General features: G+C 60.3%; 19 protein-coding genes. 12 read left to right on the top strand and 7 right to left on the bottom strand.

What is annotated here, in order from left to right; all coding sequences use genetic code 11:
- Window positions 1-5 precede the first annotated feature (5 nt).
- Genes ACSEXS_RS17785 through ligD form a run of 6 tightly spaced genes read left to right on the top strand, consistent with a single transcriptional unit; the run spans window position 6 to window position 6644 of the window.
- Entirely contained in the window at window positions 6-1742 is a 1737-nt protein-coding gene (locus tag ACSEXS_RS17785; RefSeq protein ID WP_438434586.1) for a spore germination protein, read from the top strand.
- Complete coding sequence (locus ACSEXS_RS17780) at window positions 1739-2893, top strand: Ger(x)C family spore germination protein (protein WP_438434585.1); 1155 nt, start codon at window positions 1739-1741, stop codon at window positions 2891-2893. Before ACSEXS_RS17785 ends, ACSEXS_RS17780 begins: the two co-directional genes overlap by 4 nt.
- The gene (locus ACSEXS_RS17775) at window positions 2890-3135 is read left to right on the top strand and encodes a hypothetical protein (protein WP_438434584.1); all 246 of its coding nucleotides are present in this window, start codon (window positions 2890-2892) and stop codon (window positions 3133-3135) included. The genes ACSEXS_RS17780 and ACSEXS_RS17775 overlap by 4 nt, the downstream gene beginning before the upstream one ends.
- Window positions 3132-4748 carry a GerAB/ArcD/ProY family transporter gene (locus ACSEXS_RS17770; RefSeq protein WP_438434583.1) on the top strand — a complete coding sequence of 539 codons (1617 nt, stop codon included), beginning with the start codon at window positions 3132-3134 and terminating at the stop codon, window positions 4746-4748. Before ACSEXS_RS17775 ends, ACSEXS_RS17770 begins: the two co-directional genes overlap by 4 nt.
- A gap of 35 nt (window positions 4749-4783) precedes the next feature.
- A complete protein-coding gene (locus ACSEXS_RS17765; protein ID WP_438434751.1) occupies window positions 4784-5722 on the top strand; it encodes an ATP-dependent DNA ligase in 939 nt (312 codons plus the stop codon).
- 40 nt (window positions 5723-5762) lie between these two features.
- On the top strand, window positions 5763-6644 hold the full coding sequence (gene ligD, locus ACSEXS_RS17760; RefSeq protein ID WP_438434582.1) for a non-homologous end-joining DNA ligase: 882 nt from the start codon (window positions 5763-5765) through the stop codon (window positions 6642-6644).
- A gap of 6 nt (window positions 6645-6650) precedes the next feature.
- Here ligD and cls read toward each other — a convergent pair whose 3' ends face one another.
- The 3 genes from cls to ACSEXS_RS17745 form a co-directional block, all read right to left on the bottom strand.
- A complete protein-coding gene (gene cls, locus ACSEXS_RS17755) occupies window positions 6651-8057 on the bottom strand; it encodes a cardiolipin synthase (protein ID WP_438434581.1) in 1407 nt (468 codons plus the stop codon).
- A 121-nt stretch (window positions 8058-8178) separates the two neighbouring features.
- Window positions 8179-9111: an ABC transporter permease gene (locus tag ACSEXS_RS17750; RefSeq protein ID WP_438434580.1), complete on the bottom strand. Its 933-nt coding sequence runs from the start codon at window positions 9109-9111 to the stop codon at window positions 8179-8181.
- Window positions 9104-10024, bottom strand: a complete 921-nt coding sequence (locus tag ACSEXS_RS17745) for an ABC transporter ATP-binding protein (RefSeq protein ID WP_438434750.1) — start codon at window positions 10022-10024, stop codon at window positions 9104-9106. Before ACSEXS_RS17745 ends, ACSEXS_RS17750 begins: the two co-directional genes overlap by 8 nt.
- A gap of 130 nt (window positions 10025-10154) precedes the next feature.
- Between ACSEXS_RS17745 and ACSEXS_RS17740 the strand changes: the two genes are divergently transcribed.
- The gene (locus ACSEXS_RS17740; RefSeq protein WP_438434579.1) at window positions 10155-10601 is read left to right on the top strand and encodes a MarR family winged helix-turn-helix transcriptional regulator; all 447 of its coding nucleotides are present in this window, start codon (window positions 10155-10157) and stop codon (window positions 10599-10601) included.
- A gap of 34 nt (window positions 10602-10635) precedes the next feature.
- On the opposite strand, the gene ACSEXS_RS17735 is transcribed toward ACSEXS_RS17740, so the two are convergent.
- A complete protein-coding gene (locus ACSEXS_RS17735; RefSeq protein WP_438434578.1) occupies window positions 10636-11841 on the bottom strand; it encodes a class I SAM-dependent methyltransferase in 1206 nt (401 codons plus the stop codon).
- Between the two features lie 27 nt (window positions 11842-11868).
- Window positions 11869-12210 (bottom strand): hypothetical protein, encoded by a 342-nt coding sequence (locus ACSEXS_RS17730; RefSeq protein WP_438434577.1) that lies wholly within the window; start codon window positions 12208-12210, stop codon window positions 11869-11871.
- A gap of 474 nt (window positions 12211-12684) precedes the next feature.
- Here ACSEXS_RS17730 and ACSEXS_RS17725 point away from each other — a divergent pair, with 474 nt between their 5' ends.
- From ACSEXS_RS17725 to ACSEXS_RS17705, 5 genes are all read left to right on the top strand, one after another.
- Complete coding sequence (locus ACSEXS_RS17725; RefSeq protein ID WP_438434576.1) at window positions 12685-14451, top strand: ABC transporter substrate-binding protein; 1767 nt, start codon at window positions 12685-12687, stop codon at window positions 14449-14451.
- Between the two features lie 64 nt (window positions 14452-14515).
- Window positions 14516-15472, top strand: a complete 957-nt coding sequence (locus ACSEXS_RS17720) for an ABC transporter permease (RefSeq protein ID WP_438434575.1) — start codon at window positions 14516-14518, stop codon at window positions 15470-15472.
- An 11-nt stretch (window positions 15473-15483) separates the two neighbouring features.
- Window positions 15484-16401 carry an oligopeptide ABC transporter permease gene (gene opp4C / locus ACSEXS_RS17715; RefSeq protein ID WP_438434574.1) on the top strand — a complete coding sequence of 306 codons (918 nt, stop codon included), beginning with the start codon at window positions 15484-15486 and terminating at the stop codon, window positions 16399-16401.
- A 12-nt stretch (window positions 16402-16413) separates the two neighbouring features.
- Window positions 16414-17397 carry an ABC transporter ATP-binding protein gene (locus ACSEXS_RS17710; RefSeq protein WP_438434573.1) on the top strand — a complete coding sequence of 328 codons (984 nt, stop codon included), beginning with the start codon at window positions 16414-16416 and terminating at the stop codon, window positions 17395-17397.
- Window positions 17394-18359 carry an ABC transporter ATP-binding protein gene (locus ACSEXS_RS17705; protein WP_438434572.1) on the top strand — a complete coding sequence of 322 codons (966 nt, stop codon included), beginning with the start codon at window positions 17394-17396 and terminating at the stop codon, window positions 18357-18359. The genes ACSEXS_RS17710 and ACSEXS_RS17705 overlap by 4 nt, the downstream gene beginning before the upstream one ends.
- A gap of 117 nt (window positions 18360-18476) precedes the next feature.
- Here ACSEXS_RS17705 and ACSEXS_RS17700 read toward each other — a convergent pair whose 3' ends face one another.
- Both ACSEXS_RS17700 and ACSEXS_RS17695 read right to left on the bottom strand, forming a co-directional pair.
- Entirely contained in the window at window positions 18477-19418 is a 942-nt protein-coding gene (locus tag ACSEXS_RS17700) for a DUF4097 family beta strand repeat-containing protein (protein WP_438434571.1), read from the bottom strand.
- Window positions 19419-19695: 277 nt separating this feature from the next.
- Complete coding sequence (locus ACSEXS_RS17695; protein WP_438434749.1) at window positions 19696-24150, bottom strand: acyl-CoA dehydratase activase-related protein; 4455 nt, start codon at window positions 24148-24150, stop codon at window positions 19696-19698.
- Window positions 24151-24677 lie beyond the last annotated feature (527 nt).

The following is a 24677-nucleotide window of genomic DNA, read 5'->3' as shown; positions in this document are numbered from 1 at the left end:
CCCCGATGAAAGCAAAAGAGAAAGGGAAAAAGAACAAAACCCCTTCGCTCGGACCGACGACGTTTTCCTCGCTTAAGGATCTAAAGGACGTCCCCGTATCCTCGGCCCTGGACGAAAACGAAAGCTATCTGAAGGAGCTCTTCGCCGACTGCTCGGACGTGGTGATGCGCCCGTTCGAGGCCGACCCCGGCGTTCGCTCCCTCGCCGTGATGGTGGACGGCCTGGTCAATTCCACGCTGGTCCAGCGCAGCCTGGAAATGCTCATGACGTATTGGCAGGAGGAACCGAACGATGTCGAGGAGCTGGTCGAGCGGGTCATTCCCGCCTCGCAGATAAAACTCGTCGACAATTACGAGGACATGCTGGACGGCGTGCTGAGCGGAGACACCGCTCTTCTCATCGAAGGCAATGCTCAAGCGATTCTGATCGAGCTCAGAGGACCGAATCTGCGCTCGATCAGCAAACCGTCCACCGAAGAGATCGTCCGCGGACCGCAAGAGGGCTTTATCGAAAGCATCCGCACCAACACCTCGCTCATCCGCCGGCGGATCAAGACGCCGCAATTAAAGATGAAGCCGCTTAAACTGGGCCGGCGGAGCCGGACCAACGTGGCAGTGGCTTATGTAGAGGGAATCGTCGACCCCAAGCTCGTGCCGGAGGTCATGGCCCGCCTCTCGCGAATCGACGTGGACGCCATCTTCGAGACCGGCCAGCTGGAGGAATACATCCAGGACAGCGCCTTTTCGCCTTTCCCTCAGGTGCAGATCTCCGAGCGTCCGGACGCGGTATGCGCCGCCTTGATGAACGGGCGAATCGCCATCCTCGTCGACGGCACGCCGATGGTCATGATCGTTCCCACCGTCTTTATCAATTTTTTGCTCACGGTGGAGGATCACTACGAGCGGTTCCAGTTTTCCACCTTCCTTCGCTGGCTGCGCTATACGTTCCTGATCCTGTCCCTGTTAGTGCCCAGCCTGTTCGTGGCGGCGACCACCTTTCACCCGGAGATGATTCCCACCAGCATCCTGCTCAGCATCGCCGCGGACCGCGAGCAAATTCCGTTTCCCGCCGTGATCGAGGTACTCATCATGGAAGTGATCTTCGAAGCCCTCCGGGAAGCGGGAATCCGGCTGCCCAAGCAGATCGGCTCGGCGCTCAGCATTCTCGGCGCCTTGATCATCGGCCAGGCGGCGGTCGAAGCCGGGATCGTCTCCGCCCCGGTCGTCATCGTCGTCTCGATCACGGGAATCGCTTCGTTCACCATTCCGCAATACAACGGCGCGGTGGCCCTGCGTCTCTTGAGGTTCCCGCTCGTGATCATCAGCTCGATCTTCGGCATCTACGGCATTCTGCTCGGGACGGTGCTGCTGATCGGCCATATGGCCAATCTCCGCTCCTTCGGAATTCCCTATCTGGCGCCGATCGCCCCCGCTTCCACGGGCGATATGGAGATGACCCTCATCCGGATGCCGCACTGGTACTCGGTGCGGCGTCCCGGCTACCTGCATCCCCAAGACGAAGTCCGCCGAAGCATGCAGGTGAAGAACGACATCAAACAGCAAGGAGGCTCGGTCGGCAAAGACAGCCAGGAATCCGGGCAAAGCAAGCCGTCCGGCAATCAGCAGGACAGCGGAAGCGGCGCTTCGAACGAACCGCAACAGCGGCAGCAAGACCGGCAGGACGGCCGCCCGGACGATAAAGATCCGCGAGGCGGCGGACCGGAAGGAGGCGCAGATTCATGAAGCGAAACCGTAGGGGGCTGCTCGCTCTGATTCTCCTGTCGGTCGCGCTGACCGGCTGCTGGGACCGGGTCGAATTGAACGACATGGCTTTCATTCTGGCCACCGGCATCGATGCCGCTCCGGACGATAAGCTCGACGTTTCCCTGGAGATTCCCATTCCGGCCAAGATGGGAAAGAAAAGCAGCGGCGGCGACCCCTTCACCATCGTCGCAACGGAAGGCTCGACGATGCGGGACATTACCCAAATCAACAACACCCGCATGTCGAGGCGGTTGACCAGCTCCCACCGCCGCGTGCTGATCATCGGAGAAGACATGGCCAAGCGGGGGATTCGCCCGCTGTTCGACAACTTTACCCGCGTGCCGGAAAACCGGCTGAACGGCATCTTGGTCGTCGCCAAGGGCAAAGCGAGCGACCTGCTGAAGGGAAAGACGCCCGTCGACGAGTTCAGTTGGGAGGCGCTTCGCGAGATTATCCGCGGCCGCGGAAAAACCGTCAATAACGTCAAGAATGTGGCCCAGGCGTTAAGCACGCCGCAGATTGACCCCGTTGTCGTCTACATGGGCACGATCGAGACCAAGGAGAATGGTCCCGGTCAGATCAAGCTGCTCGGCTATGCCCAGTTCAAAGAAGACAAGATGGTCGGGGTGTACGAAGGCGATGAAATGCTCGGCATCCATTGGCTTGCCGGGCAAGTCACCCCCCACGAGATGACTTATCGGCTGTCCAACGGTCAGATGGTCACCGTGTACGTCCTGGAAGGGACCACCCAAATCGAGCCTGTTCGAATGCCGGGCAACCGGATCAAGTTCGATATTGAAGTCCGGGCCACCTGCTTTGTCTTGGAGGATATGGGTGTGCTCGATATGAACGATCTGGACAACATTCGGATGATTTCCAAAGAGACCGGCCAGCAGATCAAGAAACACATCGAGAAAAGCCTTGAGCGCATGCAGCAAATGGGAACCGACTCGGTGGCGCTCGGCAATCGGATCAACCGGAAGTATCCGCGCCTGTGGCGGGACCGATTGGGGAAGGATTGGCGCGATTCCGGCTTGAAGCAGGCGGACTACGAGATCCATTCCGAAGTCACCGTCTCGCACACCGGCCTCGTGTCCGATAATCCCGCCAGGGAGGAGCACCGGAAATGAAGAACTCTCTGTTTGTCGTGCTGTTTTCCCTCTGCCTTGTGATCTTCGCGGCCATGGATATCAAGGGGTACCGGGCCCAACCCCGGGACGCCGTGCACAAGACGGCCTTGTCTATCAGCGGCCTCACGGTTCTCCTGTTCGTTCTATGGCTCATGGATATTAAGATCGGCATGCCAACCCGGCCCTTCATCGATCCGATCGGCATGGCCGTCTACAACTGGATAAAGGAAGTGATCGCATGATCCAAAAAACGGGACTCAGCCAGCGCCAGTTCATGCTGCTGCTGGTCGCCCTGCTCACTGCCACTTCCCTCATCAACCTCCCGCACTCCCTGGTTCAGATGAGCAAAGGCGATGCCCCCTTCACCCTTGCATTCGGGTTGGTCTACGCCCTGCTTTTTGCCAGCTACCTGGTCTGGCTGTCGGCCAAATACCCGAAGAAGAATCTCTTCCAGATTCATGAGATCGTGCTCGGGCGAATCGGCGGGACGCTGATCAATCTGCTGCTCTTGCTGCATATCTTTTTCGTATTGATGCGCAATGTCCGCTTGTTCAATTTTTTTGCCAAGGTGGTCATGCTCCCCCGAACGCCGACGGAGATCATGCTGCTGCTGTTCTTCCTCGTACTGATCTATTACGGCTCCTCGACGATCGAGGTCCCGGCCCGCGTCAACGAGTTGGCTTTCCCCATTCAGCTGATCGGTGTGATTGCCATGCCGTTCATGCTGATCAGCCAATTTTCGACCTTCGCGAGTGAGCCTCTCTTCGTTAATCGGCTGTCCAATGTAAGCATCGCCGGGTTAACCAACTGCACCTGGTTCGGGGATATCGTGGTGATGGGAGCGTTCATTCAGACCATTGCCTCCAAGGTGGAGCTGAAAAGCGCGCTTCGGCTCGGGGTCGTCCTGTCCACCTGCATCTTGTGCCTGTTTCTGGTGCTTATGGTGCTGGTGTACGGACCGCACATCACGGAAAACCAGGTGTACCCGGCCTTCTCCCTGTCCATGCAGATCTTCTTGACCGATTTCATGGACCGGATGGAGATGATCTTCATCATGATTTTCTTTCCGTTTTATTTCGTCAACACCGCGCTCGTCTTTATCTCCATGCTGCTCGGGGTCGCCACGGTCACCCGAAGCCGCGATTACACGCAGTTCAGTCCGTCCTTCGGATTGCTGATGCTGCTGTGCAGCCTGTACGCCTTCCGCGGTTCGATCGACGTCAACGTGTTCGCGAACTATGGCTTTCCCTTCTTCGTCCTCTGCATCGAACCGCCCGCCGTCCTCCTGGTCATCCTTGCCACGGTCATCACCGAGCGAAAGGCGCAGGCGGAGGGGTCCGCGGTGAAGGGAGCCGATGCCGAGATTCAGGCCGGCGAAACGGAGAATGCGGGCCGGCCCGCTCTCCATTCCGCCCCATCGCCCCAGAATCGCAAGGATGAACAAGATTCGTCTGCTTCGTCCGATCAAGGGCAGCAAGAACAGGAGAACCAACGGCAATCCCAACAGCAGCAGCAAGCGGAGCAGAACGGGTCGTCGGACTCGAACGGGGACCGACAAGGGAAGGACCACCGCCAGCCGGAACAAGGCGAGCCCAACCCGCAGAGGAAGCGTCCGAACGGAAGCTCCGGTTCCGCGCCGAAAAAGGCCCCTTGGTCGAGAAAGCGCTGGGCGCAGATCACGAACGGCTTGGTGGCGATCGCCTGCCTGTTCATTGTCGTCGGCTTCGCCACCGGTCTCGATTATCAGCCGGTAGCGGCGGGATGCGCCCTCGGCTACCTCGTATCGCTCGCCCTCTGCCTCTATTCCGCGATCCGCGAGTGCAAGCGTGCCCGGATCGAGAGCGTGAACACTTAACCCGTCCCACTTTAACAAAAGGAGATTTTGCCGTGTTGCCTTCTCCGGTTCTGCCCTTTGAGCCGATCTCCTCCGCAGCCATTCCGGAAGGAGACCGCTGGATCGCCCAAATCAAATGGGACGGCGTTCGCATGCTTCTATACGGCGACCAAAGCGAGATCCGGCTGGTTAACCGCAGGTTGAACGAGCGTACCGCCCAATACCCCGAATACCGCGAGCTCAAGCGTCTGTGCCGGGCGAAAGACGTGATTCTGGACGGCGAGATCATCGCCTTGGAGCAGGGGCTTCCGTCGTTCCATCAAGTGATGAAGCGCGACGGGGTCCGATCAGCGGATCGAGTCGCCCCCGCCATGCGAGCCGTTCCCGTCGTCTACATGGTGTTCGATCTCCTCTATGCCGACGGCGAATGGATTCTGGATCTCCCATTGTCGGAGCGGCAAACGCGGCTCGCGGAGCTGGTCATCCCGAGCGAGACGCTGCAGCTTGTTCCCAGCGTCGCCCAAGGGGCCGCGCTTTATCGCGCCATCGAGGAGCGGGGGATGGAAGGCATCGTCTGCAAGGATTTGACGAGCCGCTACGCCCTCGGCGGCAAGGACGGCCGCTGGGTGAAGATCAAGAACGACCGCGATCTCATTGCGGTCGTCGGCGGGATGACCCTGCGGGGAAACACGGCGAACGCCCTGCTGCTCGGCCTCTACCGCGAGGACGGGCAGCTGATTTATATCGGCCATGCCGGCACCGGCAAGCTGACGGCGGCGGATTGGGCCGAGTTTACGGCGGCGTCTCATCCGCTCCGTCAGGAAACGCGCCCCTTCGCCAACCGCCCGGAGCGCTGGAAGGACGCCGTCTGGCTGAAGCCGGTTCTGACGGTGAAGCTCAAGTTCCGGGAATGGACGCATCACGGAACGCTCCGCCAGCCGAGCATTCAAGCCTTTGTCGAGGCGGATGCCGCCGAATGCACCTTTGAGTTGTAACCGTAAGGCAGGCGAAACGCGAGAAACGGGAGGGCATTCCATGAAACAGGCCGACAAGGGCACGGTCGTCGTCGAAGGCCACGAGCTGACCATCACCAATCCGGAAAAAATCCTCTGGCCGGAGCTCGGCATCACCAAGCTGGAGTACCTGCAGCATCTGATGGAGCTGTCCCCCTATCTGCTTGACCACTGCCGCAATCGCTACCTGACGACCATCCGCTATCCGCACGGCATCCATGACAAATCCTTCTATCAAAAGAACGCCCCCGAGCCGCTCCCTCCCTTCGTGCGAACCGCCGTCCTCTCGGGGATCCGGTATGTGGTCCTCGACTCGCTCCCCACCCTGATCTGGCTGGGGAACTTGGCCTGTCTGGAATTCCACGCTTCATTCCATTACGTGGACGACGAGCTGCCCGCCGAATGGGTGCTGGATATCGACCCTTCGCTGGATATCGAGCCGCGCATCATGCAGGCGGTCGGTCTGATCGGGGAAGCACTGGACAAGATGCGAATCCGCGCCGTCCCGAAGACCTCCGGCGCCACCGGCGTCCAACTGGTCGTCCCCATCCGTCGCGGGTATACCTTCTCCGAGCTGCGCCGCGCCGGAGAGTTCCTCGGGCGCTACCTCACCACAAGCTATCCGGAGCTGTTTACCATCGAACGGTTGAAAAAGAACCGGGGCGACCGCATCTATGTTGATTACCTGCAGCATTGGCACGGCAAGACCCTGTCGGCACCCTATACGCCGAGAGCCCGGACGGCGGCGTCCGTCTCGACGCCCCTCTTCTGGACGGAAGTAGAGGCTGGGGCCGATCCGCGCGACTTTCATCTGCGCAACATCAAAGAGAGGCTGGACCGGTACGGGGATCTCCTCGCACAGGCACAGCCTCAATCGCTCGATCACGTTTTGTCGTTTCTCTAGGCGGGATTACAGAAGCGGAGCGAGGAGCCGGCAGACTCGCTCCTTAAGCCCTGCCGACGCTTGGCTCCCGTCTGCGTTCGGATCAAATTCCCGGCATTCCCGCAGATCGCGCTCGAACTCCTCCGCAAGCGACCGGACCGCTTCCTCGCCGGTCAGGATCACGCTCAGCTCGAAATTGCTGAAGAAGCTGCGCCGGTCGAGGTTGAAGGTGCCGACCGCTCCCAGCCGGTCGTCGATCAGCAGCGTCTTATCATGAAGGAAGCCCTTGCGGTACAAATAGAAACGGATTCCGCTTCCCGCCATATCCCGGGCGAACGACAGCCCGGCATAGTGCACCAGCTTGTGGTCGGCGATCTCCGGCAGCAGAATCCGAACGTCGACTCCGGCGGAGACGGCCGTCTCCAGGGCCTTTCGCATCGCTTCGTCGGGTATCCAGTACGGAGACGCCAGATAGATTCGGCGCCGTGCCGAAGCGAGCGCCGTGAAATAGAGCCCGTAGAGGCCCGAGAGCGGCTCATCCGGTCCGGATAAGGCAAAGCGAACAGCCGCCGCTTGCACCGATTCGCCAAGGGGGCGAACAGCGCCAAGCGGGGACCCGGCGGCGGAAACAGCGGCATCGGGCGGAGGCGGTTGCCCCTGTGCCATCCGCCAATCGCGCTCGAACAATCGGCTCAGGCCAGTCAGCTCCACCGCCTCCAACCGGACGGTGCTGTCCCGCCAGAAGCCGAGGTGCGGATCGCCGCCCAGGTACTCGTCTCCGATGTTGAGCCCGCCCACGTAGGCGATCCGATTGTCGAACAGGAACAGCTTGCGGTGGTTGCGGAAGTTAGCCTTTCGCTTAAGAAACGAGGCCCCGAGCGGATGGTGGAAGACCAGCTCAATTCCCGCATCGCGCAGGCGGTCGCGATAAGCGCCGCCCAAGGCATGGCTGCCGGCCCCGTCCAGCAGCAGCCGCACCTTCACCCCTTGCCGGGCTTTCTCCTCCAAGAGCTGCCGGAAGACGGTGCCGATTCGGTCATCGCGCAGGGTATAGAGCAGGAAATCCGCCGTCTCGCTCGCTTCCCGCAGGTCTTCGATGATACGCTCGTACGTCTCATCCACCCGGCTGAACAACCGAACCCGCGTCTTCTCCGATGAAACCGGTGGAAGCGCATGAAGGGCCGCTGCCAGCCGGTCGCCTTCCCCTGCTCCACCGCCGGCCGCGCCAAGAGGCGGTCGTTCCGGTCGGCCTGCGCTTCGAAACCGGCCGCCCAGTCCCCAATACAGCGCCAGGCCGAGAAGCGGCAGCGGCAGCTGGAGCAAGGTCCAGGCCGCCGCCCGGGCGGGCCGCTGAAATTCGCAGGCGAGCACGATCAGAATCTGCAGCAGCACCAGCAGGAACAGCACCGAAAGGCCTGCGAATAAGCCGGTCATGGTCATCCTCCTTCGGCTCCCTGCCGCCAGTCTTGCGTCCGCCGTCGTTCGGATGACAGCCGCAGATGGGCTTAGTTTAGCCGGGGGGAGGCCGCTTCATGAATCGGCGGAGCTTCAGGCATCAGGACCGCACATCCCGGCGGGTGAAGAGCAGCCAGGAAAGCGCGTTGAAGATCACGAAGTATACGCACAGGACGGCAATCGAGAACCCGAGCGTCATCCCCTTGAACAGCGGGACTCCTCCCTCCAGGTATTGGCTTAGATTGGTGTTCGCGAATAAGTAATACCGCATCCAGCTGTACCGGTGAAGCGCCGCCACCAGGACGTTGCTCATCAGCAGAACGATCAGCGACAGCGCGATGGCGAGCGCCCCGCTGCGGAACACCGTGGAGATCATGAACGCCATAGTCACCACCATCAGCAGGCTGACGCATTCGAGTCCGTAGACGGACAGAATGTGCAGCGGCATGGAGCGTTCGTGAACCAGCCCGTCCGCTCCCAGAACCAGATAAGGGTTCGCGGTTCCGCCGAAGCCGAACAGGAAGCCGTTCGTTAGATAAGATACGGCAAACAAGATCAGGATCAGCAGCAAGCTGAACAGCAGCGTCGCGATGTATTTGGAGAGCAGCACCTTGGCCCGGTTCGCCGGGCGGATCAGCAGCAGCTTGATCGTCCCCGTCGAAAATTCGCCGGCCACGATATCGGCAGCGACGATGACGGTGAAGATCGTCACCAGCACCAGCATGGCCGAGCTGTCCTCCACCGCTCCCCACAGCTCCCGCTCCTGCGGGGGCAGGTTGTGCTCCAGCCGATATTCGCCGACCTTGACGAGGCGCTCGCTCGTCTTTCTCTCCAGCTCGTTCGTCGAAGTCAACCCCGGACGGGCCAGCTCCACCTGCTGCTGCAGCTGGCTGCGCCAATTCTGGCTGAAATCCGCCAGGCTGTGCGAGAGGAACGCCATCAGCACGGCCGCGGCCGCAAGCAGCCCGACGAGTACCCAGGTGCGAATGCGGTTATAAATTTTCATATTTTCATTGCGGATTAGATTAAGCAAGCGACTCGCCTCCCGTCATCTCGAGGAACTTGTCTTCCAGACTCTTCTTCACCGGCCAGATTCCGTAGACGCGGATGCCCGCCTTGACCAGCGCCTCATTCAGGTCGGCGACCCGTTCGGCACCGGCGTCCGCCTCCAGGCCTTCCTCGGTGCGATGGACCGGGACCCCCAGCCCGCGAAACAGCTCTTCCGCGCGGTCCGGCGTGCCGACCCGGAACAGGTAGCGTTCCGTTTCGCCTTCGGCAACGAATTCGCCGATTTGCCGGACATCGATGAGCCGGCCGTTCTGAATGATTCCGACCCGGTCGCACATCAGCTCCATCTCGGCCAGGAGATGGCTCGATACGACGATGGAGATGCCTTCGTTGCGTGCAAGGGCCCGCAGGTAATCGCGCAGCTCGCGGATCCCGGCCGGATCGAGGCCGTTGGTCGGCTCATCGAGAATGAGCAGCGACGGCTTATGCAAGAGCGCCTGGGCCACTCCGAGCCGCTGGCGCATGCCGAGCGAATAGGATTTCACCTTGTCGTGAATCCGCTTATCCAGCCCGACCAGGCGGACGACCTCGCGGATCCGTTCCGGTCCTACCCCGGGGACCATCCGGGCGTAATGCACGAGGTTTTTGTACCCGCTCAGGTACTTGTACATCTCCGGGTTTTCCACGATGGCGCCGACCTGGCGAATCGCTTGCTCGAATTCGCGGCGGATGCTCTTCCCTTCAATGAGTACGTCGCCTGCTGTCGGCGTCATCAGCCCGACCATCATCCGAATGGTTGTCGTTTTCCCCGCTCCGTTGGGACCGAGAAAACCGAACACCTCTCCGCGCGGCACTTCAAAGCTTAAGTTGTCGATAATCAGCTTGGAGCCGATTCGCTTGGTTAAGCCCTGAATCTGTACGATTGGCTTGTCCAACAGGTATCCTTCCTCTCTCTTTTTCAATTCGTCTGTTATAGATTACCATTTCTTGCGGGAGAAACAAATCGCGTCTTCTGCCCAATCCTGATAAACTTAGAGCATCCGCTAGTTGAAAAGGAAGGTCCCGTCCATGAACCAAGAGCGCTATCATGCCCTTGAGGAAACCCTCGTCCGCTCCGCCAAGCAATTCGGCACCCTCTGGGGAAAAAAGCTGGAGGGCCGGGTTTCCCGGCACCAATTGAAAATCCTGTCGATCCTTCGCACGGACGGCCCGCAAAAGGTAACCGATCTGGCGGAGGCGCTGTATTTGACGCCGGGTGCCATCACCGGCTTGACCACCAAGCTGGAGGAGTCCGGGTATATCCGACGAACCCGGAGCGAAGGCGACCGCCGGACCGTGACGATCGAGATCACTCCGCAGGGAGAAGAGATGGAGGCTTTTTGGAAGCGGCAAAAGGAGAGCTTGTTCCGCGAGGTTCTGAGCGGCATCCGCGAGGAGGAGCTGGAGCAGCTCGCCGGGTTCTTTGCCCGCATCAGCGACAACATGGAGCGGATGGAGCGAAGGCTGAACGAATAAAAAAGGCTCCGGCCTAGGGGCCGGAACCGAATCATCAGGAGCTCGGCTGAGCCGGCAGCCGAAATTGGGAAAGCTTATCGGATAGCGCCCGCTCCAGGTAGGGGTCGATGCCGAGCAGCCGCTTGAACTCGAAGTACCCTTCGGCTTGGGCCCGCTGCCGTTCCAACGAAGGCTCTTCCTGACGCACCGCCCGAATCAGCAGGTTCTTCGGCGTATGCTCCAGATCGATAAATTCAAGAATCTGCGTCCGGTACCCCACGAGCTCCAACAGCCGGGCCCGGACCGAGTCCGTGGCGAGGGCGGCAAACCGCTCGCGGATGATGCCGTGGTCAAGCATGGGGTCGAGCGCGGGCTGCTTCAGTTGACCGTACAGCTCGTGCTGGCAGCAGGGAACGGAGAGGATCACCTTGGCGTTCCAGCGCACGGCCTTCTCGAGCGCCGCATCGGTGGCGGTATCGCAGGCATGGAGCGTCACGACCATATCCGCCTCCGTCGCACCGGTATACTCCGCAATGTCTCCGCGCAGGAACTCCAAGCCGCGGTAACCCAGCCGTTCGGCCAAGCCGCGGCAGGCGGCGATCACGTCTTCCTTAAGATCGAGCCCCGTTATTTCCACCTCGCGATTTTGACAAAAGACCAGATAATGATACAACGCGAAGGTCAGGTAAGACTTGCCGCAGCCGAAGTCGATGATTCGAAGCGGTCTTCCGCTCGGCAGGAGCGGAAACACATCCTCAACCATCTCCAGAAACCGGTTGATCTGGCGAAACTTATCGTACTTCGCGGCCAGCACCTTGCCCTCGGCGTTCATGACGCCGAGCTCGACGAGAAAAGCCGCCGGCTCGCCCTCCCGGAGCAGATAGGACTTCTTCCGGTCGTGCGCCAGCGAAGGCGAAGGCGCCGGCTTGGTCGCTTTATGTTTCAGAATGGAGGCCTTGCCTTTCTTGCTTACCAGCACCTGGTAATCGCCTTCCGCCGTCTGCAGCAGCCCTTGGCGGAACTCGCCGGACAGGCTGCCGGCCAATTTATCCGCCGCCGCTTCCGGTTCGAAGTTCTCATGCAGCTCCTTCGGGCCGACCGTGTAGGCAAATTGATAGTGCAGCGTCCCCTTCAGGGTTACCGGCTTAACCCGGACCTTCGTCGCGGCGCCGTCCGCCTTCCGTACGGGGTGGCTGAGCACCGCCTGATTCAGCAGGCTCTCGCCGATGAGCCGTTCAATTAAGCGTTTGGTTTCGTCCATGGTTCCTCACTTTGCTTCCTCTTGAATTTAACGCTTCCCGCCGGCCGGCTTCCTCCGTTTGCGCCGCTCGCTGCGCGGCGGAAACACCTCGGGCAACATCTCCTGAGGCGCGTTTTGCGGAGTTGCCGGCGCCGCTCGGCGGCGTTCCCTCTCCTGCGTCCCGCAGCTCTGCAGATGCTCGCGGAACAAATTTTCCAGAAACTCTATGCGAACGTGCAACTGACGGATCGCGTCCCTCAGCTCCTCGACTTCCGTATCCTCCGCCGTGCTTCCGGCCCGCTCGGGCAGCCGGAGCTGCCGTTCCGCCGCCGCTTCGCCCAGCAGCACGTTCAGTTCCTCCTCGGACAGCAAAGGCTCGTCCTGAGCCACAGGCAAGACCACCTTCCTTGGGCGGGAAGCCCGCCTTTTCCTGAATCGTTTGGCTTCTTCCTTCTATTGTAGAGGTTTCCCGGACGGGACGCCAGTCCGATCCGCACGGAGCGCGCATTTGGGAGGCAGCGTCACCGTCTGAACCCCTTGGGATGAAGCGGAGATACCAAATTGTTTTTTACCCGATAACCACTGGCAAGGGAAGAAGCCCATAATTCTATTTTATTCGACAGTAATCGACCGTTTTCGTCCCATTCATGTTATTTATCATTACATGTACTTGAATTTTATTCAAATTGTTGTTTACAAACTGGGCCATATAGGTTATATTTTTGACTAACATTTAGCAGTCAATAGGAAAAAACTTATAAAACAAAGAAATCAGGCTGAAAACAATTCTTCATATGTAATGAAATCTTCCATATAACCCTGGAAGTTTTTATTAATAAAAAGATCATTAGTGGAGGGTTGTCAATGAAGAAAGTATTTTCATCCGTGTTAAGCGTCGTTATGGTCAGCACGCTGCTCCTCAGCGGCTGCGGCAAGAGCAATGACGCCTCGAGTGCCTCCCCATCGGCCTCGTCCGCCCCGTCCGAATCAACCGCACCGAGCGCATCCGTCGCGCCCAGCGCCAGCACGGCCCCCGACGGCATTGTCAATCAAGGCGTTATCGCCGCCGAAGACCCTTCCAAGAACCCCAGCGTCGCCACCGACCGCAAGGATACGCTGATTGTCGGCGTAGACGCTCCGGACGGCGTCTTCAACCCGATCTACATGGAATCCGCTTATGATCAATACGTTACCTACGCCATGTTCAACGATTTGGTTCAGGTCGCGAAGGACGGTACCTACGCGCCTTGGCTGGCGACAAAGTGGGACATTTCCGAAGACAAGCTGACGTATACGTTCCACCTCGACCCGAACGCCAAGTTCAGCGACGGCTCGCCGCTGACCGCCGATGATGTGGCCTTCACCGAGCTGGTCCTGCACGACAAATCCTACGACGGCCCGATCGACATGAGCCAGGCCTTCCTCAAGGGCGGCGACGCTTACCGCGAAGGCAAAGCGACCAGCATCGAAGGGATCGAGGTCGTGGACGCGCACACGATCAAGTTTACCACGACGAAGGTTTCTCCGAGAGCTCTGCCGCTGCTTGGCGGGTCGGTTCTCTCCAAAGCTTACTACGGCAAAGGCTACAAGCAGGGCAGCCTGGAATACATGAAGGACCTGAACCAGAAGCCGCTCGGCAACGGTCCGTACGTGCTGACCAAGTACACCGCCGGCCAGGAAGTCGACATGAAGGTCAACGACAATTATTACGCCAAGAAGCCCTCCATCCCGAACCTCATCTATAAGGTAACGTCCGAGGAAACGAGAATGCAGATGCTGCAATCCGGCGAAGTTGACATGGATATGGTCACGGTCAACAAGGACAATGTCGACGAGCTGAAGAGCTACGGGTTCCTGAACATCGACATTTTCCCGACCAACGGCTATGGTTACATCGCCTTCAACCACAAGAAAGAGCAGTTCAAGGACCAGAAGGTTCGCCAGGCGCTCGCCTACGGCCTGAACCGCAAGGACATCGTCGACGCCGTCTACCAAGGCTACGCCGACGTCATCAACGTTCCGCAGTCCAAGGTCTCCTGGGCGTACGCGGAAGGTCCCAATGCCTACGAATACGATCCCGAGAAGGCGAAAGCCCTGCTGGATGAAGCCGGCTGGAAGGTCGGCGCCGACGGCATCCGCGAGAAGGACGGCAAGAAGTTCAAGATCAACTTCGTCGCGTCCAGCCCGAACGCCGTGAACGATGCCATCATTCCGATTGCCAAGGAAAACTACAAGGCGCTCGGCATCGAATTCGTTCCGGACCAGATGGAATTCAACAAAGTGCGCGAAAATCGCAAAGCCGGCAACTTCGATATGCTGTTCATGGCTTGGGGCCTCGTTGCCGATCCGGATTCGACGGATATTTTCGGAACCAACGGTTCTCAGAACGACGATGGCTACAGCAACCCGAAGGTCGACGAGCTGCTCGCCAAGGGCCTGACCGAGCTTGACCCGGAGAAGCGCAAACCGTTCTACGCCGATCTGTACAAAGCCATTAATGAAGACCTGCCCTATATCTTCATGTACCAGAGAAGAGACATGTGGGCGATCAACTCCCGCATCGAGGGCTTCGATCTCTCGCCGTACAAGGACTTCTATCTCGACCTGACCAATATCTCCATCAAACCCTAATTCAAAGGATAACCCGATAAGCCCAGCCCTCGGGGCTGGGCTTGTTGGATTTAGGAGGCCCAGCATGTGGCAGTATATCGCGCGTAGACTCCTGCAGACCATTCCCACCATCATCGGCGTGTCCATCATCATCACGCTTGTGTTCCGTATGGCTCCGGGTGATTTTCTCGACTCGAACATGAAGATTACCGAAGAACGCAAGGCCGAGCTGCGGGAGCAATGGGGACTCAATAAGCCGCTTCCCGAATACTACTGGAACTGGGTGAAGAATATCGCCCACGGCGATCTCGGAGATTCCATGAAGTTCAAGGCTCCGGTCACCACCGTCATCAAGACCTACATGTGGAATTCGTTCTACCTGGCGTTGGTCGCCCTCATTTTGAGCTACCTGATCGCCCTGTTTGTCGGAGTCCTATCTGCAACCAAGCAATATTCCTGGTTTGACAGCATCGTGACGGTCCTGGTCCTGGCCGCCATGTCGCTTCCTTCGTTCTTCATAGGACTCTTGATGATCAAATGGTTCGCCATTGATCTCAAGCTGCTGCCCGTCGGAGGCATGACCACCACCGGCTCCGCTTTTACCGGACTCAAGCATCTGTTTGACGTCGGCAAGCATATGATCCTGCCCGCCCTCGTGCTCACCATGCTCAGCGTCGGATCGCTCACCCGCTACTTCCGCACCAGCATGATCGAGGTCGTCCGCCAGGATTACGTCCGCACCGCCCGCGCCAAGGGGCTCAGGGAGCGCACCGTCATCTTCAAGCATGCCCTGCGCAACGCCCTGCTGCCGGTCATCACGCTGCTCGGCCTGGAGCTTCCCGGCTTGTTCTCCGGCGCGATTATCCTGGAGAAAATCTTCGCCTGGCCAGGGATCGGCCGCATCAACCTGGAGGCCATCGGCGTCCGCGACTACCCGCTGCTCATGGGATTCACCATGTTCTTGGCCATACTCACGATTATCGGCAACCTGCTCGCAGACGTGTTCTATGCGGCGGCTGACCCGAGAATCCGCTTGGATTAGGGGGATCCCAGATGTCCGTACAAATCACCGAAACCATCGCCGTCAAGAAAGCGTCCAAACCGATGTCTCCCTGGAGACTCTCGCTTCATCGCCTCTACCGCAACAAGCTGGCGATGGGCGGGCTGTTCGTCCTGATCTTCATGCTGCTTTTCTGCTTTATCGGCCCTTATTTATCGCCCCATCTGAATGAAGCGAGCAACATTCGCAACGGCAACAAGCCGCCCAGCGCCGCCAACTGGCTCGGCACCGACAAGCTGGGCCGCGATATTCTCACCCGCGTCATGCTCGCCGGCCGGATTTCTCTCTCCGTCGGCATCGTGGCGATGATCGTCTCCGTAACCATCGGCGCGATTTTCGGTGCGGTCGCCGGCTACTACGGCAAGTGGGTGGATACGCTGATGATGCGGTTCACCGATATTCTGATGTGCATTCCGACCCTGCCGCTCCTGATCATCCTGGCCAGCATCCTCGGAGATCTGAAGGTTCCTCCGAGCCAGCGCATCTACTACGTCATGCTGCTGATCGGCTTGCTCAGCTGGCCCGGGCTCGCCCGGCTCGTCCGCGGGCAGGTGCTGTCGCTTCGCGAGCTGGAGTACATGCAGGCGGCGGAAGCCCTTGGCCTGCGCGACCGCCGCAAGATTATGCGCCATCTGCTGCCGAATACCCTGCCGACGATCATCGTCGTGGCCACCTTGACCGTGGCCATCTCGGTGCTCAGCGAGACGATACTCAGTTACTTAGGCCTCGGCGTCATTCCTCCGACTCCTTCTTGGGGCAATCTGATCAGCGAAGCGAACAACATCATCGTCCTGCAAAAGCGCCCTTGGCTCTGGATTCCTCCCGGTGTGGCCATCTTCCTGACCGTCACCGCCATCAATACGCTGGGCGACGGCCTGCGCGACGCCTTCGATCCGAAAATGAAGAAATAGGAGTGGCACCCCATGGCCAAAAATCTTGTCGAGTTCCGACACCTGCGGACATCCTTTCATACAGAAGGCGGCGCTGTCAAAGCCGTCAATGACGTCAGCTTCACCATCAGGGAAGGGGAGATCGTCTGCGTGGTCGGCGAGTCCGGCTGCGGCAAGAGCGTGACGGCCCTCTCCCTCATGCGTTTGGTCTCCCTGCCGGGCAAAATCGAGGGCGGAGAGATTTTATTTGAGGGCAAGGACCTTCTATCCGCCAGCGACCGCGAGATGCGGCGCTTGCGCGGCAACCAGCTGTCCATGATCTTTCAGGAGCCGATGTCCTCGCTGAATCCGGTGCTGAGGATCGGCGAGCAGATCATGGAGCCCCTGCTGGAGCATCAAGCCATCTCCAAGAAGGACGCTAAGAAACGCGCCATTGAGCTGATCAGCCTGGTGGGGATTCCCCGCCCGGAGGCCATCTTCGAATCGTATCCGCACGAACTCTCCGGAGGAATGCGCCAGCGGATCATGATCGCCATCGCACTCGGTTGCGAACCGAAGCTGCTTATTGCGGACGAGCCGACTACGGCGCTCGACGTCACCATACAAGCCCAGATTCTGGAGCTCATGAAGGAGCTCATCGAGAAATTCAGCATGTCGATCATGCTGATCACCCATGACCTTGGCGTGGTGGCCGAAATGGCCGATTACGTCGTCGTCATGTACGCCGGCAAGGTCGTCGAAGAGACGAACGTGCTGGAGTTGTTCAAGAACCCGAAGCACCCGTACACCAAAGGGCTGCTCAAAGCCAAGCCGATCATCAACCAGCGTGTGGAGCGGCTCTACACCATTCCCGGTCAAGTGCCCAACCCGGCGGAGCTCGGCAACCACTGCTACTTCGCCGACCGCTGCGAATCCTGCATGGACATCTGCCGCAAGGAATACCCCCCGTTCAAGGAATACGAAGACGGACACAAAACGGCCTGCTGGCTCTATGAGAAAGAAGGGATGCGGCCATGACGGAACCTTTGCTCGCCGTAGAAGGCCTGAAAACGCACTTTCCGATCAAGGGCGGCGTATTCCGCACGACGGTCGGCCATGTCAAGGCGGTGGACGGCGTAAGCTTTGCCATCAAGCAGGGCGAGACCTTCGGCCTCGTCGGAGAATCCGGCTGCGGCAAAAGCACGACCGGCCGCGCCATCCTCCGGCTCGCTCCCAAGACCGACGGCCGGGTGCTGTACAAGGGGCAGGACCTGCATGCCTTGAACAAGCAGGACATGCGCAAGCTGCGCCCCAAGCTGCAGCTCGTCTTCCAGGACCCCTACAGCTCGCTCAATCCCCGGATCAAGGTCGGCGACGCCATCGGCGAAGCGATGCTGGATCACGGGCTGATTCCCCGCCGCGAGCTGCGCGACCGCGTCAAGGAGACGATGCAGCTGTGCGGCCTGTCGCCGCATTACATCGACCGCTATCCGCATGAGTTCTCCGGCGGCCAGCGCCAGCGCATCGGCATCGCCCGGGCGCTGATCCTGAATCCCGATTTCATGGTCGCCGATGAGCCGATCTCGGCGCTTGACGTATCCATCCAGGCTCAGATCATCAACCTGTTCAGCGACCTGCAGCAGGAGAAGGGCCTGACCTACCTTTTCATCTCCCATGACCTCAGCGTCGTCGAGCACCTCTGTTCCTCGATCGGCGTCATGTACCTCGGCTCCATGGCCGAGCTGGCGAACAAGGATGAGCTGTTCAAGAATCCGCTGCACCCGTACACCAAGGCCTTGCTGTCGGCGATTCCGGTGCCCGATCCGACAGTGCGCCGCGAGCGTATCGTGCTGACCGGCGACATTCCGAGTCCGGCCAATCCGCCCGCCGGCTGCAAGTTTCACACCCGCTGCCCGGTGGCGATGGAGCGGTGCCGCCACGAGATCCCCCAGCTCCGCGATGTGGGCGGCGGCCATCAGGTTGCCTGCCATCTGGTCTGACCCCCGAATTCGCCCGCCACTGTCAAAAGCAAACAGTCGGGCCTTCCGCAGCTCTGCCGCCGCGGAAGGCCCGACTGTTTTATACCGGGGACGGGAGTGTTCCGTGCCCTGCTTCCGTCAGTTGCTCAGCTTGACCTCGCCCGAGACGGTTTTGAACTCCATCGCCGGACCGCCGTTGCCGACTCCTCCCCGGTAATGGCTCTTCGAGGTATCCGTCGTCTCGAAGCCGTCCGCGTTCACGCGGATGGAGCCGGAGACCGATTTGCCCGCAAGCTGAAACTCCGCATCCCGCGGTACCTGTACCTGGACATCGCCGGAAACGCTCTCGGCGCTGACGGCGGCCATCTTTGCCAGATCGAGGCTGATCTCGCCGGAGGTGGTCTTTACCTTAACCGGGCCGGTCACTTGATCCAGCGTCACATCGCCGGAGACGGAATGCACCGACCAGTCCGCCAGCTCCGACCCGCTCACCCCGATCTCTCCTGATACAGAAGAGGCGGTTAAGCCTTCTCCCTGGATTCCCTCCAGCTGTTGATCGCCGGAAACGGTCGTCACCTTGAGCTTGCCTAAGCTATCCTGAATAGACACCTCTCCGGAGGTCGACGAGCTCTCGAGCGAGGACGCCTGCATTCCCGACCACTCCTGGTCGCCGGAGACGGTCGAAACGGCGATTTCCTTCAACTGCTCCTTCGGCACCTTCACATCCAGGGTCAGCGAGGAGCCGAAGGAAAACCAGGAAAACATCCGCTGCTTCTGCTGAACCTCTACGGTCAATTGGCCGCCTTGCTGCTGTGTCTTCAGGGTGACCGCCCCCTGCTTGCCCGCGGTTCCCCGCAGTTCGACCTCGATCCGGTCCCCATCGCTGGGGCTCAAGCGAACATCGGCGCTCACCGTCTTCAACCGGAGCTTGCTCACCTCGGCAATGGCGAAGGTCTTCTGCTCGTCGATTGGCGCCGAATTGTCTTCCTTGCCGAAGAATGCCCGATAAGCCTGCGTACCCACCACGACCAAGCCAAGACAAATGAGCAGCAGCAACGTGATCCAAAACCTTCTCTTCATGACGCACCCCTTGTGTACCGGCCCCTTGTCGATTCCGCCGGCGAGATTCTCTCGCGCTATTTCCTAAACTTATCCTACCAAACCCCGCAAGGCCGCAACACGGAACAGGGTCCAGACTTCGTCACCGACTTTGGTCGGGGTCGGAGAAGCCGATTCGTCAAAAGAGGTCCGGCCTCTTGGCCGAACCCCCGCTTTGAAATCAACAGCAACTCGTGCTGTATCGGATTATTGTTCAGTCGCCGATCTGCTCCGGCCAAAAGCCGGCCATCTCCGCGCTTTATCCGAGCAGGCTCGGGGCGTCCTTGCGCTCGGTAAGCTCGGCGAGCACGGCGGGCAGCGGGAACCCGGCTTTGGCCGTAACCTCCGCCTCGCCGCAGCCTTCCTCCAGCCGCTTGGTCGCCACAGACATCATCAGCTTGAGCCGGTTCACCTGATTGACCGAGCTCGAGCCGGCGTCATAGTCCATCGCGGCGATGTTCGCTTCCGGATAAAGCTCTTTCAGCCCCTTGATCATCCCCCGGCCGACCACGTGATTCGGCAGGCAGGCGAAGGGCTGGGCGCAGACGATGTTCGGCACTCCTTCATCCAGCAGCTCCATCATCTCCGCCGTGAGGAACCAGCCTTCTCCCATCTGGTGACCGACGGACAGCAGCCGGCCGGCCTTTTCCGCCAGCTCGTAGATGCCGTGCGGCATTCCGAAGCGGCCGCTCGCCTTGAGCGCTGCCTTCATCGGCTTGCGGAAATGCTCCAGGTAGGAGATCGCCGTGTGTCCGGCAAGCCCGGCCAGCTTACTTTTGCCCATGTGCTTGCTCTTGTAGGTCGGGTTGTAGGAGCAGTACAGGAAGAAATCCATCAGATCGGGAACGACGGCCTCGCCGCCTTCCGCTTCGATCTGCTCCACCAGCTTGTTGTTCGCGTCCGGATGGAACTTGACGAGAATCTCGCCGACGATGCCGATCCTCGGCTTGCGCAAGCCCGTTACCGGCAGGCGGTCGAATTCGGCCGTAATCTGCTTCAGAATCCAGCCGTATTCGCTCATCTTGAAGCGGGGCAGCGAAGCCTTGCAGACCTCCATCCACCGGCGGTAAAGCCCGTTGGCGCTCCCGGGTACCGACTCATACGGCCGGACCCGGTACAGCACCCGGTTCAGCAGGTCGCCGTAGCAGGCAGCCGCCACGAGCTTGCGGATGAACGAGGGGGTCGGCTTGAAGCCGGGGTGCTTCTCGATGCCCGAGGCGCTGACGGCCACGACGGGAATGTGGCTCATTCCCGCATCGCTTAGGGCTTTGCGCAGGAGGGCGATGTAGTTGGTGGCTCGGCAGCCGCCGCCCGTCTGGGTCATCATGACGGCGACCCGGTTCAGGTCGTACTCGCCGCTCTTCAGTGCCGCCATGATCTGGCCGATGGTGACGATCGCGGGATAGCAGGCGTCGTTGTTGACGTACGTCAAGCCTTCGTCGATGTCCTGCCGGCCGGCATTTTCCAGCACCTTCAGCCGGTATCCTTCGCTGGCGGCGGCCGCGCCGATCAGCTCAAAGTGCGTCGGCGACATCTGCGGACCGATGATCGTATAGGCCTCGCGCATCTCTTTGGTGAACAGAATCGGCGCCTCAGGCTCGCGCAGCTTGCGGGCAACGACGCCCTTGCGCTCCCGTTCTTCCATGGCCGCCTTGAGCGAGCGGAGGCGAATGCGGGCCGCGCCGAGGTTGTTGATCTCGTCGATCTTGAGCAGGGTGTACATCTTGTTGCGGTTCTCGAGAATCTCCTGCACCATATCCGCCGTTACCGCATCCAGACCGCAGCCGAACGACGTCAGCTGCACCAGCTCCAGGTTATCCCGGGTGCTGACGAAGCTCGCCGCCCGGTAAAGCCGGGAATGGTATTTCCATTGGTTGACGACGCGCAGCGGCTCGGTCATGTCGGCCAGGTGGGCGATGGAATCCTCGGTCAGCACCGCCATATCGAGGCTTGCGATCAGGTCGGGAATGCCGTGGTGAATTTCCGGGTCGACATGGTACGGCCGTCCGCTGAGGACGATGCCCTTCTTGCCGGTTTCGCGGAGGAATTCCAGCGTCTCCTCGCCTTTCTTCCGGATATCCGCCCGAACCCGGGCGTTCTCTTCCCATGCCGCCGCCACCGCTTCGCGGATTTCCTTGAACGGAACGGCGGGGAAGGCCTTGGCCAGCTCCCGCGTCAGGGCATTCCGGTCATCCAGCGTCAAAAAAGGACTGATGAGCGTCATCCCGTCTTCGCGGAACAAATCCATGTTGGTGCGGATGACCTCCGGGTAAGAGGCGACCACCGGGCAGTTGAAATGGTTGGTTGCTTCCGGCGCTTCCTTCTCCTCATACATGACCGACGGATAGAAGATCGTCCGGCAGCCTTCCTCGGCGAGGGAGGCGATATGGCCGTGGACGAGCTTGGCCGGGTAGCAGACCGATTCCGAGGGAATGGTCTCCATCCCTTTCTCAAAGAGCTCCTTGGAGGAGCGCCCGGAGAGCTGCACCCGGAAGCGCAGCTTGGAGAAGAACGTGTGCCAGAACGGATAGTTCTCATACAGATTCAGTACCCGGGGAATGCCGATCGTTCCCCGGTCGGCCTGCTTCTCGGGCAGCGGCTCGTAGTCGAAGAGCCGCTTGTATTTGTAGTCGTACAGGTTCGGCAGCGCCTGCGACGTGCGCTTGATGCCGGCGCCGCGCTCGCAGCGGTTGCCGGTGATGTGGAAGCTGCGGTCCGGGAACCGGTTGACCGTCAGCAGGCAGTGATTGCCGCAGAGGTTGCAGCGTCTGCGGCTGACTTCATACGTGAAGCCGTCCAGGGCTTCACGGGGCAGTACGGCGCTGGCGGCGGCAGCGACGGCACCCGCCACTTGCGCGGTGCAAGCCGCGGCCGGATGATCGGCCGCCACCGGAGCGGAGCCGCCGGTCGCCGTAGACACAGCGGCTGCGGCGCTCCGCTGCTGCGCAGGCGCCGCGTCCTGCCAGCGCTCCTTGGCGATCAGGGCGGCACCGTACGCGCCCATGATGCCCGCCGTATCCGGCCGGACGGCTTCCCGGCCGGTCAGGAGCTCGAAGGCCCGCAGCACGGCCTCGTTCAGGAAGGTTCCGCCCTGAACGACGACCTGCTGGCCCAGGTCCTGCGGGTTGCGCAGCTTGATGACCTTTTGCAGCGCGTTCTTCACCACCGAATAGGACAAGCCGGCGGACAGGTCGGCGACCGTGGCGCCCTCCTTCTGCACCTGCTTGACCTTCGAGTTCATAAAGACCGTGCAGCGCGAGCCGAGATCCACGGGATGGACGGCGCCCAGCGCCTGCGCGGCGAAGTCCTGGATCGGCAGGCCGAGCGCTCCGGCAAAACTCTCCAGGAAGGAGCCGCATCCGGCCGAGCAGGCTTCGTTCAGGAGCAGGCTGTCGATGGCTCCGTTCTTGATGCGCATGCATTTCATGTCCTGGCCGCCGATATCCAGAATGAAGTCGGCTTCCGGCCGGAACTTCACGGCCGCCTTGTAATGCGCGACGGTTTCAATCTCGCCGATGTCAATCCTAAGCGCCGCCTTGACGAGTCCCTCGCCGTAGCCGGTAACGGCGGATTGGGCGATCACGGCCCCCGGGGGCAGCGCATCGTACAGCTCCTTCAGCGCCTCCGTCACGGAATGCAGCGGATTGCCTTGATTGCTGCCGTACGAGGTGAAGAGGATCTCGTCGGCCGCGCCGATCAGCACGACCTTGGTCGTCGTGGAACCGGCGTCGATGCCGAGGAAGCAAGGACCGCTGTAACCGGCCAGCTCCCCGCGCGGCGCGGTCGCCTGGGCATGGCGGGCGCGGAAGGCGGCGAGTTCGGCTTCGTCGGCGAACAGAGGCGGCAGCGGCTCGGATTCCCGTTCTGCGGGAAGCCAGGCCAAGCGGGCGACGCGTCGCGCCCACTCCTCCAGGGTCAAGGCTTGCTCGCGTTCGCTGAAGAACGCGGCGCCGCTGTTAAAGGCCGCGCCGAGCGCGACGAAATATTGCGAATTGTCGGGGAAGATCACGTCTTCCGCCGGCAGGCCGAGCGTCTCGACAAACCGCGCCCTAAGCTCGGACAGGAACGTCAGCGGTCCGCCGAGGAATGCCACTTTACCCCGGATCGGCCGCCCGCAGGCGAGCCCGCCGATCGTCTGGTTGACGACGCTCTGGAAGATCGAAGCGGCGATATCCTCGCGGCGCGCGCCTTCGTTGAGCAGCGGCTGCACGTCCGTCTTGGCGAATACGCCGCAGCGGGAGGCAATCGGGTAGAGCGTCTCGTGACGGCGGGCCAGCGTATTGAGGCCCTCGGCATCGGTCTGCAGGAGCGTGGCGATCTGGTCGATGAACGCACCCGTGCCGCCGGCGCATGCCGAATTCATCCGCTGCTCGATGCCGCCGCGGAAGTAGATGATTTTGGCGTCCTCGCCGCCCAGCTCGATCACGACATCCGTCTCGGGAATGAAGCGTTCGACCGCCTGGGTGCAGGCAATGACCTCCTGAATGAACGGAACCTCCATATGCTTCGACAGCGAAAGTCCGGAGGAACCGCTGATATTGAGAGTCGCCCGCGCTTCCGGGTACTCCTCGCGCAGCTCGGAGAGCAGGGCTGCAACGGTGTTCTTCACATCCGACAAATGACGGCGATAGGAATGGTACACAATCGTGCCCAATTGGTCGACCGCGACCATCTTGGCGGTTGTGGAACCCACGTCAAGTCCGATATGCATAATCATGGGGCATCACCTTCAATCTAAATATATACGATCCGGAAAAAAGAACAGTACGCTCGATCACAATGAGGCCTTCCACCTTTTGTAAGGCCCATGGCAAAAGCGCTGTTCTTTCCGGCAAGCAGCGATGTCCGGCCAAGAAAACCACGGCAGGATCGGGGGCATTCTCCGTTCAAGCGACGATAATGGAAAATCCCCCTGCTCTCCTACTTCCCTTGCGAAAGGTGATTTCCTTCACATAAAAAAGAAAGATTTCGCAATTTTTGACGAAACCCGGAGTTCAGGAGGAGAAAAGACCGTCCTCTGTAAAGCAGTAGGTGTCCGGGCCCCCGTGCTGGGTACCTTGTACTCCGGTGTCCGGGCAATCGGAAGCCCGGCTGATCGGAGGCCATAACCAAAAGCGCCTCCCTCCGGCGGATACACCGGGAAGAGACGCTCGGGTTTGTTGGGTTCATTCATTTGTCCGGCCGCTAGGCGTCCGGTTGCTTGATGTCCGGTTGCTAGTGCCTGTTCGAATAGAGTTGGCC

The sequence above is a fragment of the Gorillibacterium terrae genome (assembly GCF_051594785.1).
In the GTDB taxonomy this organism is placed as follows: domain Bacteria; phylum Bacillota; class Bacilli; order Paenibacillales; family NBRC-103111; genus Gorillibacterium.
This window is presented reverse-complemented; position numbering and strand designations above follow the sequence as displayed.

Excerpts from the sequence above, each read along its gene's own strand:
- ACSEXS_RS17780 (WP_438434585.1), top strand. The coding sequence starts at position 1,739 with ATGAAGCGAAACCGTAGGGGGCTGCTCGCTCTGATTCTCCTGTCGGTC.
- ACSEXS_RS17770 (WP_438434583.1), top strand. The coding sequence starts at position 3,132 with ATGATCCAAAAAACGGGACTCAGCCAGCGCCAGTTCATGCTGCTGCTG.
- ACSEXS_RS17710 (WP_438434573.1), top strand. The coding sequence starts at position 16,414 with ATGGCCAAAAATCTTGTCGAGTTCCGACACCTGCGGACATCCTTTCAT.
- ACSEXS_RS17705 (WP_438434572.1), top strand. The coding sequence starts at position 17,394 with ATGACGGAACCTTTGCTCGCCGTAGAAGGCCTGAAAACGCACTTTCCG.
- ACSEXS_RS17740 (WP_438434579.1), top strand. The coding sequence starts at position 10,155 with ATGAACCAAGAGCGCTATCATGCCCTTGAGGAAACCCTCGTCCGCTCC.
- ACSEXS_RS17775 (WP_438434584.1), top strand. The coding sequence starts at position 2,890 with ATGAAGAACTCTCTGTTTGTCGTGCTGTTTTCCCTCTGCCTTGTGATC.
- ACSEXS_RS17700 (WP_438434571.1), bottom strand. The coding sequence starts at position 19,418 with ATGAAGAGAAGGTTTTGGATCACGTTGCTGCTGCTCATTTGTCTTGGC.
- ACSEXS_RS17735 (WP_438434578.1), bottom strand. The coding sequence starts at position 11,841 with ATGGACGAAACCAAACGCTTAATTGAACGGCTCATCGGCGAGAGCCTG.
- ligD (WP_438434582.1), top strand. The coding sequence starts at position 5,763 with ATGAAACAGGCCGACAAGGGCACGGTCGTCGTCGAAGGCCACGAGCTG.
- ACSEXS_RS17725 (WP_438434576.1), top strand. The coding sequence starts at position 12,685 with ATGAAGAAAGTATTTTCATCCGTGTTAAGCGTCGTTATGGTCAGCACG.
- ACSEXS_RS17785 (WP_438434586.1), top strand. The coding sequence starts at position 6 with ATGAAAGCAAAAGAGAAAGGGAAAAAGAACAAAACCCCTTCGCTCGGA.
- ACSEXS_RS17720 (WP_438434575.1), top strand. The coding sequence starts at position 14,516 with ATGTGGCAGTATATCGCGCGTAGACTCCTGCAGACCATTCCCACCATC.
- cls (WP_438434581.1), bottom strand. The coding sequence starts at position 8,057 with ATGACCGGCTTATTCGCAGGCCTTTCGGTGCTGTTCCTGCTGGTGCTG.
- opp4C (WP_438434574.1), top strand. The coding sequence starts at position 15,484 with ATGTCCGTACAAATCACCGAAACCATCGCCGTCAAGAAAGCGTCCAAA.